Genomic DNA, 16,799 nt, shown 5'->3' with positions numbered 1-16,799 from the left:
TATCGCGCAAGGAGTCCGTACCCCATGACGTCCACGGTGCCCAACGCCGTCCAGCACGCCGACGCGGCCGCCCCGCCGATCACCATGTTCGGGCCGGACTTCCCGTACGCGTACGACGACTTCCTCGCCCACCCGGCGGGCCTCGGCCAGATACCGGCGACCGAGCACGGCCAGGAGGTCGCCGTCATCGGCGGCGGGCTCTCCGGGATCATCGCCGCGTACGAGCTGATGAAGATGGGCCTCAAGCCCGTCGTCTACGAGGCCGACCGGATCGGCGGTCGGCTGCGCACCGTCGGCTTCGACGGCTGCGACCCCTCGCTCACCGCCGAGATGGGCGCGATGCGCTTCCCGCCGTCCTCCACGGCGCTCCAGCACTACATCGACCTGGTGGGCCTGGAAACGCAGCCCTTCCCCAACCCGCTCTCCCCGGCCACGCCCTCGACCGTCGTGGACCTCAAGGGCGAGTCGCACTACGCCGAGACCATCGACGATCTGCCGCAGGTCTACCGCGACGTGGCCGAGGCCTGGAGCGCCTGTCTGGAGGAGGGCGCCGACTTCTCCGACATGAACCGGGCGCTGCGCGAGCGCGACGTCCCGCGCATCCGGGAGATCTGGTCGCAGCTCGTCGAGCGGCTCGACAACCAGACCTTCTACGGGTTCCTCTGCGAGTCCGAGGCCTTCAAGTCCTTCCGGCACCGCGAGATCTTCGGCCAGGTCGGCTTCGGCACCGGCGGCTGGGACACCGACTTCCCCAACTCCATCCTGGAGATCCTGCGGGTCGTCTACACCGAGGCCGACGACCACCACCGCGGCATCGTCGGCGGCAGTCAGCAGCTCCCGCTGCGCCTGTGGGACCGCGAGCCGCAGAAGATCGTCCACTGGCCGCTGGGCACCTCGCTGTCCTCCCTGCACGACGGCGAGCCGCGCGGCGCGGTGACCCGGCTGACCCGTACCGCGGGCAACCGCATCACCGTCACCGACGCCACCGGCGACATCCGCACCTTCCGGGCCGCCGTCTTCACCGGCCAGTCCTGGCTGCTGCTCTCCAAGATCGACTGCGATGACGCGCTCTTCCCGATCGACCACTGGACGGCGATGGAGCGCACCCACTACATGGAGTCGTCCAAGCTGTTCGTGCCGGTCGACCGGCCGTTCTGGCTGGACAAGGACGAGACCACCGGCCGCGACACCCTGTCGATGACGCTCACCGACCGGATGACCCGGGGGACCTACCTCCTGGACGACGGCCCGGACAAGCCCGCCGTCATCTGCCTCTCCTACACCTGGTGCGACGACAGTCTGAAGTGGCTGCCGCTCTCCCCGAAGGAGCGCATGGACGTCATGCTCAAGTCGCTCGGGGAGATCTACCCGAACGTCGACATCCGGGGCCACGTCATCGGCAACCCGGTGACCGTCTCCTGGGAGAACGAGCCCTACTTCATGGGGGCGTTCAAGGCGAACCTGCCCGGCCACTACCGCTACCAGCGGCGACTGTTCACCCACTTCATGCAGGACGGGCTGCCCGCCGACAAGCGGGGCCTGTTCCTGGCGGGCGACGACATCTCCTGGACGGCCGGCTGGGCCGAGGGCGCCGTGCAGACCGCGCTGAACGCCGTGTGGGGCGTCATGCACCAGTTCGGCGGGGCGACCGACGCGACCAACCCCGGCCCCGGCGACGTCTTCGACGAGATCGCCCCGGTGGAACTCCCGGAGGACTGACCGGCAGGACGGCACACCGACGCGGGCGTCAGCGGCAGGGCGTGAGCAGGAAACGCCCCACCAGACCCGCGCCCGCGTCGGTCCGCTGCCTGAACTCCTCGGCCAGCGCAGGGAATCCGCGCAGCCGCCAGAGCGCCCTGGCCGCGGTCCAGGCCGCCTCGCGGGCCCGCTCCAGGCTCCAGCAGCTCACCAGGTGGGTCAGCGGGTCCCCGATCTCCAGGAGATCGGGGCCCGGCATCAGGGCGTCGTGGATCCGCTCCTCCAGCAACGCGAGGAGATCGCCCACGCGCTCGAACTCCCCTTCCAGGTCCGGCGGAGCACAGCCGAGCTCACGACAGGTGTCCACCAGCGCCAGGACCAGGTCGTGCCCGATGTGCGCCTGCAGACCGCTCAGCGCGAACTGCGGCGGGCGCACGCCGGGATGGCGGCGGTACTGGAACAGCGGACGCCAGCACTCCGGCGGACGGCCGCCCGCCGTCGCCGTCTCCATGGCCCACAGATAGCGCTCCGCGCAGCGCACGCCCAGCAGGGCGGCGGCCTCCCGGTCGTCGAAGCCACCCCTCCCGAGGTCCGGGTCCGCCCTCTCGACGACCTCCAGATAGACCTCGTGGAAGACCGCCACCCCGTCCCCGGACGGCCACCGGGAACGAAGTTCCCGCAGGCGTCCGATCACGGGGGAGTCGCCCCTCGGCACGTCGCCGGCGCCGGCCGGGACCGTGAACTGCTCGATCTGCGTCATGCGCGCAGCGTCCCAGCCGGGGGCTCGCCACGGCGTCGACCGGCCGGAGTTTCATCGGAACGGACGAACAGCGGGCCCCGGCCGCCGGGTCAGGACGTGCCGGGTCCTGGGCCCTTGTCGCCCGTGCCCCCGTCGCCCGCACCCTTGTCGCCCGCGCTCTCGTCGTACGCGGAGGTGCCGGAGTCCAGCAACGGTGCCTGCGTCTTGAGGTGGGCCGGGGCGAAGGCCCGCAGCACGTGGTAGCCGGTGATCACGACGATCGTGCCGAGCGCGATGCCGCCCAGCTCGAAGTTGTCGGTGATCTTCAGGCTGACTCCGCCGACGCCGATGATGATGCCCGCGGCGGCCGGCACCAGATTGAGCGGATTGCGCAGGTCCACCCGGCCGTTGAGCCAGATCTGGGCGCCGAGCAGGCCGATCATCCCGTACAGGATCACGGTGATCCCGCCGAGCACCCCGCCCGGGATCGCGGCGACGACCGCGCCGAACTTCGGGCACAGGCCGAAGAGCAGCGCGAAACAGGCCGCCGCCCAGTACGCCGCGGTGGAGTAGACGCGGGTCGCGGCCATCACGCCGATGTTCTCGGAGTACGTGGTGTTGGGCGGCCCGCCCACGGCGGTGGAGAGCATCGACGCCGCGCCGTCCGCCGCGATGGCGGTGCCGAGCTTGTCGTCCAGCGAGTCCCCGGTCATCTCGCCCACGGCCTTCACATGCCCGGCGTTCTCCGCGACCAGCGCGATCACCACGGGCAGTGCCACCAGGATCGCGGACCACTCGAAGCTCGGCGCGTGGAAGGACGGCAGCCCGATCCAGTCGGCCGAGCCGACGGCGGACAGGTCCAGCCGCCAGTGGTCGGTGGCGGCGCCACCGCCCAGCGGGGAGTTGATCCTGCCGAACACCAGGTCCAGGACCCAGGACAGCACGTACCCGAAGACCAGCCCCAGGAAGATCGCGATCCGGGAGAGGAACCCGCGCAGACACACCACCGCGAGGCCGGTGAACAGCATCACCGCGAGCGCCGTCCACTGGTCCTGCGGCCAGTAGGTGGCAGCGGTGACCGGCGCCAGGTTGAAGCCGATCAGCATCACGACCGCGCCCGTCACCACCGGCGGCATCGCCGCGTGGATGATCCGCGCGCCGAACCGCTGCACGGCGAGACCCACGAGGAACAGGGCCACCGCGACCACGAACACCGCACCCGTGATGGTCGCGGCATCGCCGCCGCTCGCCCGGATCGTGGCCGCCACGCCGACGAAGGAGAGCGAGCAGCCCAGATAGCTGGGCACCCGGCCCTTGGTCGCGAGCAGGAAGATCGCGGTCGCGACGCCGGACATCATGATCGCGAGGTTCGGGTCGAGGCCCATCAGGACCGGGGCGACGAACGACGCCCCGAACATCGCGACCACGTGCTGTGCGCCGAGTCCGAACGTACGGGGCCAGGAGAGCCGCTCGTCGGGGCGCACCACCGCCCCGGGCGCCGGTGTCTTCCCGTCGCCGTGCAAGGTCCAGCGCACGCCGAGGCTCATTGGTTGCTCCCTGAAGGTCTGCTCGGTGCGCCGGCCGGTCTGCGACCCGGCGTTCGGTGTTCACCTGCGGAAAAGATCAGCGCCATGGTAGTGGTGCGGCGGGTGGCGGCCGCGCGGAGGTCACCCGCCGCGCGCCGCCGCCCACCCCGTCCCCTCCCGGTCCCGGTCACTTCCCGGCGGCGCTCTTCGTCGTCGCGCCGCCGTCGGCCGTCGAGCCGGTGACCTTGCGGTCGGCCGATCGCAGCACCCCCGCGCCCAGCACCAGGCCGAAGGCCAGCACCGTCACCACGCCGAACGACACCACCAGCGAGGTCGCCTCGGCCAGCGAGCCGATCGCGGAAGGGGCGATGAGCCCCGAGGTGTACGTGATGGTGGCGACGCCCGCGATGGCCTGGCTCGGGTTCGGCCCGCTGCGCCCCGCCGCGGCGAAGGCCAGCGGGACCACGACCGCCACGCCGAGGCCCAGCAGCCCGAAGCCGCACAGGGCGGCCGCCGGGGAGGACGAGAACACGACCAGCACCCCGCCCCCGGTGGCCAGCAGTCCGCCGGTCCGCACCGTGCGGACCGCGCCGAACCGGTCGACGATCCGGTCCCCGGCGATCCGCGCCACCGCCATCGTCAGGGCGAACGCCGTGGTGGACGCCGCCGCGAGACCGTCGGAGCTGTCCAGGACGTCCCGCAGGTAGACCGCCGACCAGTCCAGGCTCGCCCCCTCGGCGAACACCGCGCAGAACCCGATCGCCCCGATGATCAGGGCCGACTTCGGCGGCAGCGTGAACCGCGGCGGCGGCTCCTCGTCCGGGCTGCTCTGGAGATCGAGGACGCCCCGGCAGGCGATCAGCCCGAGCGCGGTGAGCACCAGCGCGGCGATCACGTGGTGCAGCCGGGCGTCGGTCCCGGTGTGGGCCGCGACCGTGCCCGCCGCCGAACCGATCAGCGCGCCCACGCTCCACATGCCGTGCAGCCCCGACATGATCGACTTGTCGAGACGGTTCTCCACCTCGACGCCCAGCGCGTTCATGGCCACGTCGGACATTCCCGCCGTCGCCCCGTAGACGAACAGCGCCGCGCAGAGGGTGAGCAGGTTCGGCGCGAGCGCGGGCATCACCAGCGCCAGCGTCCACAGCGCCAGGAGCCCCCGCAGCGCCGTCCGCGCACCGAACCGGTGGCTGATCCGGCCGGCGAGCGGCATCGCGATCGACGCGCCGATCGCCGGGAAGGCCAGCGCCAGGCCGAGCTGACCCGCGCTCACCCCGGCGTGATCCTGGATCCACGGCACCCGGGTCGCGAAGCTGCCGGTCACCGCCCCGTGCACGGTGAAGACCGCGGCGACGGCGAAGCGGGCCCGCCTCACCTGATCCGCGCTGTAGACCGTGACGGTCGAGTCGTTCGTCATGCCGTCGGGTTCCTCCCCTGAGAATGCTCGGATCGCCGCATCGTCCCGGCGCCTCCGCGCGACGATGCGGGGCGTAAACTATCAGGAACCCTGCCTGATAAATAGTCGTTTCCCGCGGCCGGGGAAACGGCGGGCAGCGATCTGGAAGGATCCCGGTATGCCCGCATCACCGAGCACGGCTCGGGCCATCAACGACCGGCTCGCCCTGCGGCTGCTCCAGCAGGACGGCCCGCTGACGGCCACCCAGCTCAAGACGCTGACCGGACTCTCCCGCCCCACCGTCGCCGACCTCGTCGAGCGGCTCCGGGGGGCCGGGCTGATCCAGGTCGTGGGCGAGTCCGGGGCCGTCCGCCGGGGACCCAACGCCAAGCTGTACGGGATCGTCGCCGACCGGGCCCATCTCGCGGCGCTCGACGTGCGCCTCGGAAGCGTCAGCGTGGTCGTCGCCGACCTGCTGGGAGCCACGCTCGCCGAGGGCACGCTGCCCATCGGCAGCGACACCGGCACCGAACCCGCCGTCGAGCGGGCCGTCGCCCTTCTGGAGCGCACCGCCCGCGCGGCCGGATCCGTGCCGCTGCACAGCGTCGGCGTCGGCGCGCCGGGACTGATCGACCCGGTCACCGGTGAGCTGCGCGACAGCTCCGGCCTGCCGGCCTGGCACCGGGGCCTGGTGCGGGAGCTCCAGCGGCGGCTGCCCGCCGCCGTCCTGGTGGAGAACGAGACCAACCTCGCGGCCGTCGCGGAACACCGGGCGGGCGCGGCCCGCGACCGGGAGACCTTCGTCCTGCTCTGGCTCGGCCAGGGGATCGGGGCCGCCGTGATGCTGGACGGCAAGCTGCGCCAGGGCGCGTCCGGCGGCGCGGGGGAGATCGGCTTCCTGCCCGTTCCCGGGGTGAGCGGGCTGCCCTCGGCGGTCAACTGCGACGGCGGCTTCCACTCCCTGGCCGGCTCCGCCGCCCTGTGCGAACTCGCCGCCGGGCACGGCCTCGTGGAACGCGGCGCGGTGGCCGAAGGCCGCGAGGAGGAGGCCGCGGTGGACGTCGTGCGGGCCGCGCTGGAGGCGGGGGAGTCGGGCGAGCCGTTCCTGAAGGAGCTGGCCGACCGGCTGGCCCTCGGGGCCGCCGCCGTCGTCTCGGTCCTCGACCCCGGCTGCGTCCTGCTCGCGGGGGCCGTCGGCCATGCGGGCGGGGCCGCGCTCGCCGCCCGGGTCGAGGAGCGGCTGGCCGCGATGTCGCCGCTGCGCACCGAGGTCCGCGCCGGTTCGCTGGGCGACGGGGCCGTGCTGCGCGGGGCGCTGATCACCGCCCGGGACGCGGCGCAGGACGCGCTGTTCGCCCCGGAGGGCTGACCGGCCGCCCCGGAGCTCGGCAGGCGGCAGGGCAGGCGGCCGGCGGATGAGGGCGGATCAGGCCGGGTGGCGGTGGCGGCGGTCGAGGAACTCCTCGAACGTCACGGTCCCCACGGCGTGTTCGGGCGTCAGGTGGTCGCCGCGCCGGTAGCCCGCGTACGCCTTGCCGGCCAGCCTGACCGGTACCACGCGCCGCCTGCGGCCGGTGGCCCGCAGGAACGCCCCGGCCAGGTCCGTGAGTTCGCGTACGGCGGGGCCGCCCAGGTCGGGCGCCCGGCCCACCGGTGAGCCGAGCGCCAGGGCCGCCAGCCGGTCGGCGACCTCGCCGCTGTCGACGGGCTGGAGGCGGACGCCGGCGGGCACCGGCAGCACGGGCAGCTTGGCCGCCCCGGACAGGATGCGCAGGGCCAGGTCGTGGAACTGCGTGGTCCGCAGGATCGTCGAGCCGAGACCGGAGTCCTCGATCATCCGCTCGACCCGGTGCTTGACCGTGTAGTAGCCGAGCGGCAGCCGGTCCACGCCGACGATCGAGATGTAGAGGAGATGCGGCGTCCCGGCCCGCTTCGCCGCGTTGATGAGGAACCCCGCCGCCCGGTCGTCGCCGCCGCGCGGGGTGGTGGCGCAGTGGACGATCGCGTCCGCCCCCTCGACCGCCGCGTCCAGACCCCTGCCGTCGCGCAGATCCACGGCGTACGAGGGGGAGCGGCGGCTGAGGCCCCGGACGTCGGCCCCCTCGGTGTGCAGCCGCTCCACGACCTGCCGGCCGAGGGTTCCGGTGGCGCCGGTGACCAGAATCGTCGTCATGGGGTCAGCCTGCCAGAACGGGGTCCGGCCCGCCGGAAGGTGCCGGGTCCGGTCCGCGGGCGGGGCGGGAGGCCCGGCGGCGAACGGGGGCGATCCGTTCGACCGCCGGGCGGTCGGAGGAGGGATCAGCAGGCGCCGAGGTCCTTCCAGACGCCCCACTCACCGGTGGATCCGGGCGTCTCGCCCTTCGTCCACCACTGGGCCTTCCACTGGTGGCCGCCGTGGCTGACGGTGGCGCCGCCGCCGTACTCCGCGGCCGCGTTCCAGGCCGCGGCCGGGCAGGCACCGCCCGGCTCCGTCGGGGTCGGGGCCGGCGTCGGCGTCGGTCCGGTCGGGTCCGGCGTCGGGGTCGGCGTGGGTCCGGTCCCGGTGCCGGGCTCGACCACGGTGGTGCCGCGGGCCAGGTCACCGGCGAGGGAGTAGGACTTCCCGCCGAAGGTCACGGTCCAGTTCGACGGGGTGGAGGTGGGCAGGTAGTAGACGAAGTCCAGCTCCACCGAGGCGCCGGGGGCCAGCGTCTGCCAGGCCGGGAGCTTCAGCGAGACGCGGTGGTAGTCGCCCTTGAGGCCGCCGATGTTGTCGGCCGCCGTGTGGTCGCTGCGGATGACCGTCGTGCCGAAGCCGGACTGGTCCTTGGCGTTGGCCGGGGCGGAGGTGGAGTAGTCGAACTGGAACTCCGTACCGCCGGGCAGCGTGGCCTGGGTCCGGTTGGTGATCTTCAGCTTGGGGCTGATCGGGTAGTTGGAGTCGCCCAGCGGGAACTGCCCGAAGGAGACGTCGATGTCCAGCGCCTCGGCCGGCAGGTCGATCGTGGAGCGCTTCGCGCCGTACGGGGCGGCCGCCTTGAAGGCGTCGTACATCGTGGTGGTCAGCGTGGAGCCGGTCTCGTACTGGCCCTTGGCCGCGTTCCACCGGTAGTCGCCCGCCAGCTCCCAGATCATCGTGCCGCCGATGCCCTGGTCGACGACGTAGTCCGCCTTGGCCTGCACCGACTGCTCGTCCTCGGTGGAGAGGAACACCTTCTTCTGGGCGTTCCACAGCCACGGGGCGACCAGCGTGGAGTCGTACTTACGGACGTAGGCGCCGGTCAGCCGGGTGTCCGCGGGGAAGCCGTAGTCGGTGACGTAATCGCCGACGATGCCCTTCTCCAGGTTCTTCGCGTGCCACATCGGGTTGGAACCGGCGGGCGATTCCTTGCCGTTGGTGTCCTTGTCGTGCCAGAGGTTGTCGATGCCGACCGCGCCGTCTCCGCACGTGGTCAGACCCGCGCCCGCCGGGCAGTCGGTCGTGGCCGCCTTGCCCCACAGGCCGTCGGTGCCGCCCTGCACGTTCTTGAAGCCGCGCGTGTAGTACGGCAGGCCGATGTTGATCCGGCCGGCCGGCATTGAGCCGCGGAAGTAGTGGTAGGCCCAGTCGGTGTTGAGATAGCCGGTGCCGCCGTACTGGGAGGTGGAGTACACGCCGGCCTGCGCCAGTTCGGCGTCCTTGCCGTCGTCGAACAGGGAGGCGTTCGGGCCGACGTACTCGTTCCAGGCGCCGTGCAGGTCGTAGGACATGATGTTGACGTAGTCCAGGTACTTCTGCATCTGGTACGTCTCCATGCCCCGCAGCAGGTAGCCGGAGGAGGGGGCGGCGACGGTCAGCAGATAGTGCTTGCCGTCGGCGGCGCCCGCGCGGTCGAGCTTCTCGCGCAGCGTCTTCATCAGGGCGTCGTAACCCTGGACCAGCCCGGCGCGGCGGCCGTTGGAGAGCGCGTGGTCCAGCGGGTTGCCCGCGTCCTTCATGGTGGTCGCGTACTCGTAGTCGATGTCGACGCCGTTGAAGCCGTACTTCTTGATGAAGTCGACGGCCGAGTCGGCGAAGGTGTCGATGCCCGCCCGGTTGACCGACCCGTCGGCGTTGGTCGCCATCGAGTAGAAGCCGCCGGAGTCGACGCGTTCGCCGTCGGGGCCGAAGTAGCCGCCCGTCTCGGCCCAACCGCCCACGGACACCAGGGTCTTCACGTTCGGGTGCTGCTTCTTGTACTTCGTCAGCAGGTTGAAGTGACCCTTGTAGGGGAGCGCCGGGTCCATCTCCGCGCCCGCGACACCGGGCCAGGTCATGCCGGTGGAGGCGTTGTCGGGGCTGTCGGGTCCGACCGAGAGCTTGTTGGACCCGTCGATGTGCGCGAAGGCGTAGTTGAGGTGGGTGACCTTGTCCCACGGGATGTCCGGGACGAGATAGGCGTCCTTGCCGTCCTTGCCGGTACGCCAGTTGGTGAAGTAGCCGATGACGCGCCGTTTGTGGTCGGCGCCCATCTTCTCGCGGCCGTCGGCGTCGTAGACGGAGCAGTAGGGGACGTCGACGCCGGGGGTCCGGTAGAGCCCGTCGGGGCGACAGGAGGTCTGGTCGGCGGCGGCCGAGGGGCCTGCGGCGAGTGAGCTCAACAGCAGCCCGGCGACGGCGGCGCCGGCGGCGAGCAGGGTGGCTCTCGCTCGGGTGGGGGACAGCATGTGGTCGTTCCTCCTGGGGAGGTCGGCAGAACACAACTGGCGAAGGGGTGGGTCGTGTCGGGGTCCCGGGTGTGCGCACACCGCAGGACCGGACCTCGGAGGTGACGCAGAGATTAAGAGGACTAGACCAGTCCGTCAATAGGTCTGGACCTTTAAAGGTCAACTTTTCCGTCGGTTCCCCGCCGACGGGAATGCGCCACCCGCCTGTGACCCAGCCCACAGCGCTCACCCGCATGGCCGTGAGACGTCCGTGGCAGACTGGTTGCGTACCAATAGCAGCGCACTCCGGGGTCGGTGCAATTCCGAACCGGCGGTTACAGTCCGCGACCCGTCCGCAGCCAGCGGCCGGTTGACCAGGTGAAATTCCTGGACCGACGGTGAAAGTCCGGATGGGAGGCAGTGCGCGGCGGGTTGTCATCGGTACGCCGCCGTCGGCGGACGCAGGGCCGGGAAGCTCCCGGGACCTCGTGCGTTCCTGACGTTCCCGTCCTTTCGGGTTTCGGCGTTTCCCCTGATGAGCCGCTCTATCTGTCGTCATCGACAGGCCCCGGAGTCCGTGCCCGAAGAGGCAGGAGGACCCGGTGGACACCGCAGCCGACATCACCGCCATGCGCCGAGCGATCACGCTCGCGGCGCGCGGTCTCGGCTCCACCAGCCCCAATCCGGTCGTCGGATGCGTGATCACCGACGCCTCCGGAGCCCTGGCCGGTGAAGGCTTCCATCAGCGCGCCGGAGAGCCCCACGCCGAGGTCCACGCCCTGCGCGCGGCCGGCGAGCGGGCCCGCGGCGGCACCGCCTACGTCACCCTCGAACCCTGTGACCACACCGGCCGCACCGGTCCCTGCGCCCAGGCGCTCCTGGCCGCCGGGATCAGCCGTGTCGTGTACGCGGTCGGCGACCCGAACCCGCAGGCCGCCGGGGGCGGCGACACGCTGCGCCGGGCCGGGGTCCGGGCCGAGCGGGGACTCCTCGCCGAAGAGGCCGAGGCGGGCAACGCCGCCTGGCTGACCTCGGTGCGCCTGGGACGTCCGTACGTCCTGTGGAAGTACGCCGCCACCCTCGACGGCCGGATCGCCGCCGCCGACGCCACCAGCCGCTGGATCACCTCGCCCGAGGCCCGCGCCGACGTCCACCGGCTGCGCGCCGAGGCCGACGCCGTGCTCGTCGGCTCCGGCACCGCCCGCACCGACGACCCCCAGCTGGGCGTACGCGGCATCGACGGCGCCACCCAGCCGCTGCGGGTCGTCGTCGACACCGGGGCCACCGCCGTCAAGCCCGGCGCCCGCGTCCTGGACGACACCGCGCCCACCCTGATCGCGGTCGCCGAGGACGCACCGGCCGGGCACCTCCCCGAGACCGCCGTCCTGCGGCTGCCCCGGGCCGCGACCGGACCCGGCCTGGACATCGAGGCCCTCCTCGGGGCCCTGCACACCCGGGGCGTCCGCTCCGTGCTCCTCGAAGGCGGGCCCACCCTCGCCGGCGCCTTCGTCGCCGCCGGGACGGTCGACAAGGTCGTCGGCTATCTCGCCCCGGTCCTGCTCGGCGCCGGCCCCGCCGCCCTCGGCGACGCCGGAATCTCCACCATCTCCCGGGCGTTGCGCCTCGAGGTGACCGAGACCGTCCGCATCGGCCCCGATCTGCGCATCACCGCCGTCCCCGCCCCTGCTCGGAAGGGAAACTGAGTGTTCACCGGAATTGTCGAAGAACTGGGTGAGGTCACCGCCGTCGAGCAGCTGGAGGACGCCTCCCGCTTCCGACTGCGCGGCCCCGTCGTCACCGAGGGCGCCAAGCACGGCGACTCCATCGCGGTGAACGGCGTCTGCCTCACCGTCGTGGACACCGGCGACGGCGAGTTCACCGCCGACGTGATGGCCGAGACGCTGAAGCGCTCCGGCCTCGGCGCGCTCACCACCGGATCCCGGGTCAACCTGGAGCGCCCGATGGCGCTCGGCGGCCGGCTCGGCGGACACCTCGTCCAGGGGCACGTGGACGGCACCGGCACCATCGTCGAGCGCACCCCCTCCGAGCACTGGGAGCTCGTCAAGGTCTCCCTGCCGCCCGAGCTGACCCGCTACGTCGTGGAGAAGGGCTCCATCACCGTCGACGGCGTGAGCCTCACCGTCGTCGACGCCGGGCCGGACTACTTCACCATCAGCCTCATCCCCACCACCCTCGCCCTGACCACGCTCGGCCGCAAGCAGCCCGGCGACCCGGTCAACCTGGAGGTGGACGTCCTCGCCAAGTACGTCGAGCGGCTGCTCGGCGACCGGGCCGGACAGGACCGGCGATGAGCCTCGCGAACTGGCTCAACTCCGAGGCCTTCACCGTGTTCGGCCAGCACATCCGGTGGTCGGACATGATCGGCAACATCATCGGCCTGATCGCCCTGGCCCTCGGCTGGCGGCGCTCGATCTGGACCTGGCCCGCCCAGCTGCTATCCGGGGTGATCCTGCTGGTCGCCTTCGCCTCCGCGCACCTCTCCGGCAGCGCGGGCAAGCAGCTGGTCGTCATCGTCGTCGCCCTGTGGGGCTGGTGGTCCTGGAACCGCGGCAAGCAGCAGGCCCAGGACGGCTCCATCGCCGTCCGCTTCGCCACCTGGCGCGAGCGGGGCGTGCTGATCGGCGCGGCCGCGCTCGGCACCCTCGCCGTCGGCGGCCTGTTCACCGCCTTCCCGTCGCTGTCCTGGGACCCGTGGCCGGACGCGTACATCTTCGTCGGCACCGTCGTGGCGATGTACGCCCAGGCCCGCGGCATGGTCGAGTTCTGGTTCGCCTGGCTGCTGGTCGACCTGGTCGGCGTCCCGCTGAACTTCGCCAACGGATTCGCCTTCTCCGGCTTCGTCTACGTCATTTACGGCGCCCTCGTCCTGTGGGGGATGCGCGACTGGTGGCTGCGTACGCGGACACCCGCTCTGGAAGGAGCCACGGCATGACTGCCCAGCCCACCTGGCTGCACCCCGGCCACGACCCGCTCGCCCAGGACCTCTCCCTGGACCCGGTCGAGCAGGCCATCCGTGACATCGCCGCGGGCCGGCCCGTCGTCGTCGTGGACGACGAGGACCGCGAGAACGAGGGCGACCTCGTCATCGCCGCCGAGAAGGCCACCCCGGAGATCGTCGCCTTCATGATGAGCGAGTGCCGCGGCCTGATCTGCGCACCCATGGAGAGTGACGAGCTGGAACGCCTCGACCTCCCGCAGATGGTCGAGAACAACACCGAGTCGATGCGGACCGCGTTCACCGTCTCCGTCGACGCCTCCGCCGCGCACGGCGTCACCACCGGCATCTCCGCCGCCGACCGCGCCACCACCCTGCGGATGCTCGCGGGCGGCGTCGCCGGCCCCGGCGACTTCGTCCGGCCCGGCCACATCTTCCCGCTGCGCGCCCGCTCCGGCGGCGTCCTCGTCCGCAACGGCCACACCGAGGCCGCCGTCGACCTGGCCCGGCTCGCCGGACTGCGACCGGCCGGCGCCATCGTCGAGATCGCGGGCGAGGACGGCGTGATGCTGCGGCTGCCCGAACTGGTCCCCTTCGCCCGCAAGCACGGTCTGACGATTATCTCCATCGAGGACCTGATCGCCTACCGCCGCAGCAGCGAGCCGACCGTCCGCCGCGAGGCCGAGACCCGGCTGCCCACCGCGTTCGGCGACTTCACCGCGTACGGCTACCGCTCCAGCGTCGACGGCGTCGAGCACGTCGCCCTGGTCCACGGCGACATCGGCGACGGCGAGGACGTCCTCGTCCGGATCCACTCCGAGTGCCTGACCGGCGACATCTTCCAGTCCCAGCGCTGCGACTGCGGCCCCCAGCTGCACGCCTCCATGCGGCGCATCACCGAACAGGGCCGGGGCGTCGTCGTCTACCTCCGCGGCCACGAGGGGCGCGGCATCGGCCTGCTCTCGAAGCTGCGCGCGTACGAACTCCAGGAGCGCGGCGTGGACACCCTGGACGCCAACCTGGAGCTCGGCCTGCCCGCCGACGCCCGCGACTACGCGGCGGGCGCCCAGATCCTCACGGACCTCGGCGTGAGCAGCCTGCGGCTGATGACCAACAACCCCGACAAGACCGCGGCCGTCGTCCGCCACGGCCTCGCCGTCACCGGCCGGGAACCCATGCCCGTCCAGGCCGGCGAGCACAATCTGCGCTACCTGCGCACCAAGCGCGACCGGATGGGCCACGACCTGCCGTGGCTCGACGGCGCCCCGGCGTCGACCTGCGCCAACCAGTAACCACCGACCACCACCGACGCGACGAGCGACCCGAACAACAGGAGAGACATGAGCGGCAAGGGTGCACCCGAACTGTCCGTACGCAACTGCGGAGACCTGCGCGTGGCCGTGATCGCGGCCCAGTGGCACGAGAAGGTCATGGACGGACTCGTCGACGGCGCCCTGCGCGCCCTGCGCGAGCTGGGCATCGACGAGCCGACCCTCCTGCGCGTCCCGGGAAGCTTCGAGCTGCCCGTCGTCGCCAAGGTCCTCGCCGGACGCGGCTACGACGCGATCGTCGCCCTCGGCGTGATCGTCCGGGGCGGCACCCCCCACTTCGAGTACGTGTCCCAGGGCGTCACCCTCGGCCTCACCCAGGTCACCGTCGACACCGGTGTTCCCGTCGGCTTCGGCGTACTGACCTGCGACACCGAGGAGCAGGCGCTCGACCGGGCCGGTCTCGAAGGGTCCAACGAGGACAAGGGGCACGAAGCGGTCACCGCCGCCGTCGCCACCGCGGCCACGCTGCGGACCGTCAGCGAACCCTGGCGCTGAGTGCCCTCCGGCGACCCCGTATTCTGAGGACCATCATGGCGAACAAAACCTTCGAAGAGCTCTTCACCGAGCTCCAGCTCAAGGCCGCCGAGGGCGACCCCGCGACCTCCCGCACCGCCGAACTGGTGGGCAAGGGTGTGCATGCCATCGGCAAGAAGGTCGTCGAAGAGGCCGCCGAGGTCTGGATGGCCGCCGAGTACGAGGGCAAGGAAGCCGCCGCCGAGGAGATCTCCCAGCTGCTGTACCACGTCCAGGTGATGATGGTCGCCCGCGGGATCTCGCTCGACGACGTCTACGCCCATCTCTGAGCCGACCTCCGCACCGGCCCTCCGGGACCGGCCCGAGCACACCCGCCGCGAAACCGCCCGCACACTCCACCGCACGAAGGAAGCCGACCTCATGCTGCGCATCGCCATTCCCAACAAGGGTTCACTCTCCGGGCCTGCGATGGCGATGCTGCATGAGGCCGGCTACCAGCAGCGCAAGGAGTCCAAGGAACTGGTCCTGGTCGACCCGGCGAACGAGGTCGAGTTCTTCTACCTCCGCCCCCGCGACATCGCGATCTACGTCAGCTCGGGCAAGCTCGACATCGGCATCACCGGCCGCGACCTGCTGCTGGACTCCGCGGCCGACTCCGAGGAGATCCTCCAGCTCGGCTTCGCCCGCTCCACGTTCCGCTACGCCACCAAGCCCGGCACCGCGGCGGGCCCGCAGGACTTCGACGGCATGACGATCGCCACCTCCTACGAGGGCATCGTCGCCGCCCACCTCGCCGAGGCGGGCGTCAAGGCGTCCGTCGTCCACCTCGACGGCGCGGTCGAGACCGCCATCGAGCTCGGCGTCGCCCAGATCATTGCCGACGTGGTCGAGACCGGCACCAGCATGCGCAACGCCGGACTCGAAGTGATCGGTGAGCCGATCATGACCTCCGAGGCCGTCGTCATCCGGCGCAACGGCGCCCCCGCCGACGACCCCAAGGTGCAGCAGTTCCTCCGCCGCCTCCAGGGCGTCCTGGTCGCCCGGTCCTACGTGATGATGGACTACGACTGCCGCGTCGAGCACCTGGAGCGCGCCGTCGCCCTCACCCCGGGCCTGGAATCGCCGACCATCTCCCCGCTGCACCACGAGGGCTGGGTCGCCGTCCGCTCCATGGTCGCCGCCAAGGAGGCCCAGCGGATCATGGACGACCTGTACGAGCTCGGCGCCCGCGCCATCCTCACCACGGCCATCCACGCCTGCCGCCTCTAGGGGTTGTCTTGCCGATCATGCCGGGCTCGCGGGGTCCGGCACCGCACCTCGCGGCCCGACCGGCAAGACACCCCCCTAGCGTCCCGGCCGCCCGCACCCTCCGAGAGAAGACCGCGATGTCCGCGCCCAGGCCCGAACTCCCCACCCTGCCGGTCACCTTCCGGCCCACCCTCACCCGGGTGGTCCTGCTGAGCGTGGGCCTGGCGATGTTCCTCGTCATCACGGTCATCGCGCTGATGCTCGAGCGGCTCAACCCGGGGGAACGGGCCAGCTTCGTCTTCGTCGCGGCGCTGTTCTTCGGCGTGCTGGCCCTGCTCAGCAGGCCCAGGATCACCGCCGACGACACCGGGGTCACCGTCGTCAACCTCACCCGGACCCGCAGGCTGGCGTGGGAGGAGATCCTCCGCGTCAACCTGCGCTCCGGCGACCCCTGGGTCTTCCTCGACCTCAGCGACGGCACCAGCCTGCCCGCCCTCGGCATCCAGCCCGGCATGGCCAAGCAGCAGGCCATCCGCGACGCCCGCGCCCTGCGCACGCTCGCCGAGTCGCGCGGTGCCGGAGACGACGACACCCCCGGCGGCGGCTGAGCCCCTGCCCGGCACGGGCCCTTTTTGTCTACTCTGGTGGGCGGCGGCGACCCGTGCGCCCCGCCCCGCCCGTTCCACGGCCCCGACCCGGGCCCGCGGGGCTTTCCTGCGACCCAAGGAGTGACTCCCTCCAGCAATGGACGGATCGTCCGGTAATACCTGCGCCGCCCCTTCCCCGG

General features: G+C 71.9%; 15 protein-coding genes and 1 riboswitch. Of the genes, 10 read left to right on the top strand and 5 right to left on the bottom strand.

Translation table 11 applies throughout. The annotated features are described in order from the left end of the window. Positions 1 to 24 precede the first annotated feature (24 nt). A complete protein-coding gene (locus tag ACH4UK_RS23900) occupies positions 25 to 1,719 on the top strand; it encodes a flavin monoamine oxidase family protein (RefSeq protein WP_398359365.1) in 1,695 nt (564 codons plus the stop codon). 28 nt (positions 1,720 to 1,747) lie between these two features. Here the strand turns inward: ACH4UK_RS23900 and ACH4UK_RS23895 are convergent, their stop codons facing one another. The 3 genes from ACH4UK_RS23895 to ACH4UK_RS23885 all read right to left on the bottom strand — a co-directional run bounded on the left by ACH4UK_RS23895 (position 1,748) and on the right by ACH4UK_RS23885 (position 5,380). Next, the gene (locus ACH4UK_RS23895; protein WP_398359363.1) at positions 1,748 to 2,458 is read right to left on the bottom strand and encodes a DUF5995 family protein; all 711 of its coding nucleotides are present in this window, start codon (positions 2,456 to 2,458) and stop codon (positions 1,748 to 1,750) included. 89 nt (positions 2,459 to 2,547) lie between these two features. Continuing rightward, positions 2,548 to 3,984, bottom strand: a complete 1,437-nt coding sequence (locus tag ACH4UK_RS23890; RefSeq protein ID WP_398359361.1) for a uracil-xanthine permease family protein — start codon at positions 3,982 to 3,984, stop codon at positions 2,548 to 2,550. Positions 3,985 to 4,150: 166 nt separating this feature from the next. Beyond that, positions 4,151 to 5,380, bottom strand: coding sequence for an MFS transporter (locus ACH4UK_RS23885; protein WP_398359359.1), 1,230 nt, complete (start codon positions 5,378 to 5,380; stop codon positions 4,151 to 4,153). Positions 5,381 to 5,537: 157 nt separating this feature from the next. Here ACH4UK_RS23885 and ACH4UK_RS23880 point away from each other — a divergent pair, with 157 nt between their 5' ends. Then, positions 5,538 to 6,728 carry an ROK family transcriptional regulator gene (locus tag ACH4UK_RS23880; RefSeq protein ID WP_398359357.1) on the top strand — a complete coding sequence of 397 codons (1,191 nt, stop codon included), beginning with the start codon at positions 5,538 to 5,540 and terminating at the stop codon, positions 6,726 to 6,728. A gap of 57 nt (positions 6,729 to 6,785) precedes the next feature. Here ACH4UK_RS23880 and ACH4UK_RS23875 read toward each other — a convergent pair whose 3' ends face one another. Both ACH4UK_RS23875 and ACH4UK_RS23870 read right to left on the bottom strand, forming a co-directional pair. Then, on the bottom strand, positions 6,786 to 7,532 hold the full coding sequence (locus tag ACH4UK_RS23875) for an SDR family oxidoreductase (RefSeq protein ID WP_398359356.1): 747 nt from the start codon (positions 7,530 to 7,532) through the stop codon (positions 6,786 to 6,788). A 125-nt stretch (positions 7,533 to 7,657) separates the two neighbouring features. Continuing rightward, the gene (locus ACH4UK_RS23870) at positions 7,658 to 10,024 is read right to left on the bottom strand and encodes a chitinase C-terminal domain-containing protein (RefSeq protein WP_398359354.1); all 2,367 of its coding nucleotides are present in this window, start codon (positions 10,022 to 10,024) and stop codon (positions 7,658 to 7,660) included. Between the two features lie 276 nt (positions 10,025 to 10,300). Further along, positions 10,301 to 10,431, top strand: a riboswitch (FMN riboswitch). Between the two features lie 174 nt (positions 10,432 to 10,605). Here ACH4UK_RS23870 and ribD point away from each other — a divergent pair. The 8 genes from ribD to ACH4UK_RS23830 all read left to right on the top strand — a co-directional run bounded on the left by ribD (position 10,606) and on the right by ACH4UK_RS23830 (position 16,620). Beyond that, positions 10,606 to 11,706 (top strand): bifunctional diaminohydroxyphosphoribosylaminopyrimidine deaminase/5-amino-6-(5-phosphoribosylamino)uracil reductase RibD, encoded by a 1,101-nt coding sequence (gene ribD, locus ACH4UK_RS23865; RefSeq protein WP_398359352.1) that lies wholly within the window; start codon positions 10,606 to 10,608, stop codon positions 11,704 to 11,706. Next, the gene (locus tag ACH4UK_RS23860) at positions 11,707 to 12,315 is read left to right on the top strand and encodes a riboflavin synthase (protein WP_398359350.1); all 609 of its coding nucleotides are present in this window, start codon (positions 11,707 to 11,709) and stop codon (positions 12,313 to 12,315) included. Further along, positions 12,312 to 12,956: a nicotinamide riboside transporter PnuC gene (locus ACH4UK_RS23855; RefSeq protein WP_398359348.1), complete on the top strand. Its 645-nt coding sequence runs from the start codon at positions 12,312 to 12,314 to the stop codon at positions 12,954 to 12,956. The genes ACH4UK_RS23860 and ACH4UK_RS23855 overlap by 4 nt, the downstream gene beginning before the upstream one ends. Continuing rightward, entirely contained in the window at positions 12,953 to 14,251 is a 1,299-nt protein-coding gene (locus ACH4UK_RS23850; protein ID WP_398359346.1) for a bifunctional 3,4-dihydroxy-2-butanone-4-phosphate synthase/GTP cyclohydrolase II, read from the top strand. The genes ACH4UK_RS23855 and ACH4UK_RS23850 overlap by 4 nt, the downstream gene beginning before the upstream one ends. Positions 14,252 to 14,299: 48 nt before the next feature. Continuing rightward, complete coding sequence (ribH, locus tag ACH4UK_RS23845; RefSeq protein ID WP_398359344.1) at positions 14,300 to 14,785, top strand: 6,7-dimethyl-8-ribityllumazine synthase; 486 nt, start codon at positions 14,300 to 14,302, stop codon at positions 14,783 to 14,785. A gap of 35 nt (positions 14,786 to 14,820) precedes the next feature. Beyond that, on the top strand, positions 14,821 to 15,093 hold the full coding sequence (locus ACH4UK_RS23840) for a phosphoribosyl-ATP diphosphatase (protein WP_015607321.1): 273 nt from the start codon (positions 14,821 to 14,823) through the stop codon (positions 15,091 to 15,093). A 91-nt stretch (positions 15,094 to 15,184) separates the two neighbouring features. Beyond that, on the top strand, positions 15,185 to 16,033 hold the full coding sequence (gene hisG / locus ACH4UK_RS23835; RefSeq protein ID WP_398359342.1) for an ATP phosphoribosyltransferase: 849 nt from the start codon (positions 15,185 to 15,187) through the stop codon (positions 16,031 to 16,033). 116 nt (positions 16,034 to 16,149) lie between these two features. Then, positions 16,150 to 16,620, top strand: coding sequence for a PH domain-containing protein (locus ACH4UK_RS23830; RefSeq protein ID WP_398359340.1), 471 nt, complete (start codon positions 16,150 to 16,152; stop codon positions 16,618 to 16,620). Positions 16,621 to 16,799: the final 179 nt, after the last annotated feature.

The organism is Streptomyces sp. NPDC020884, assembly GCF_044333935.1.
In the GTDB taxonomy this organism is placed as follows: Bacteria; Actinomycetota; Actinomycetes; order Streptomycetales; family Streptomycetaceae; genus Streptomyces.
Note: the sequence above shows the minus strand (reverse complement) of the source record. Positions and strands in the feature narration are given on the sequence as shown.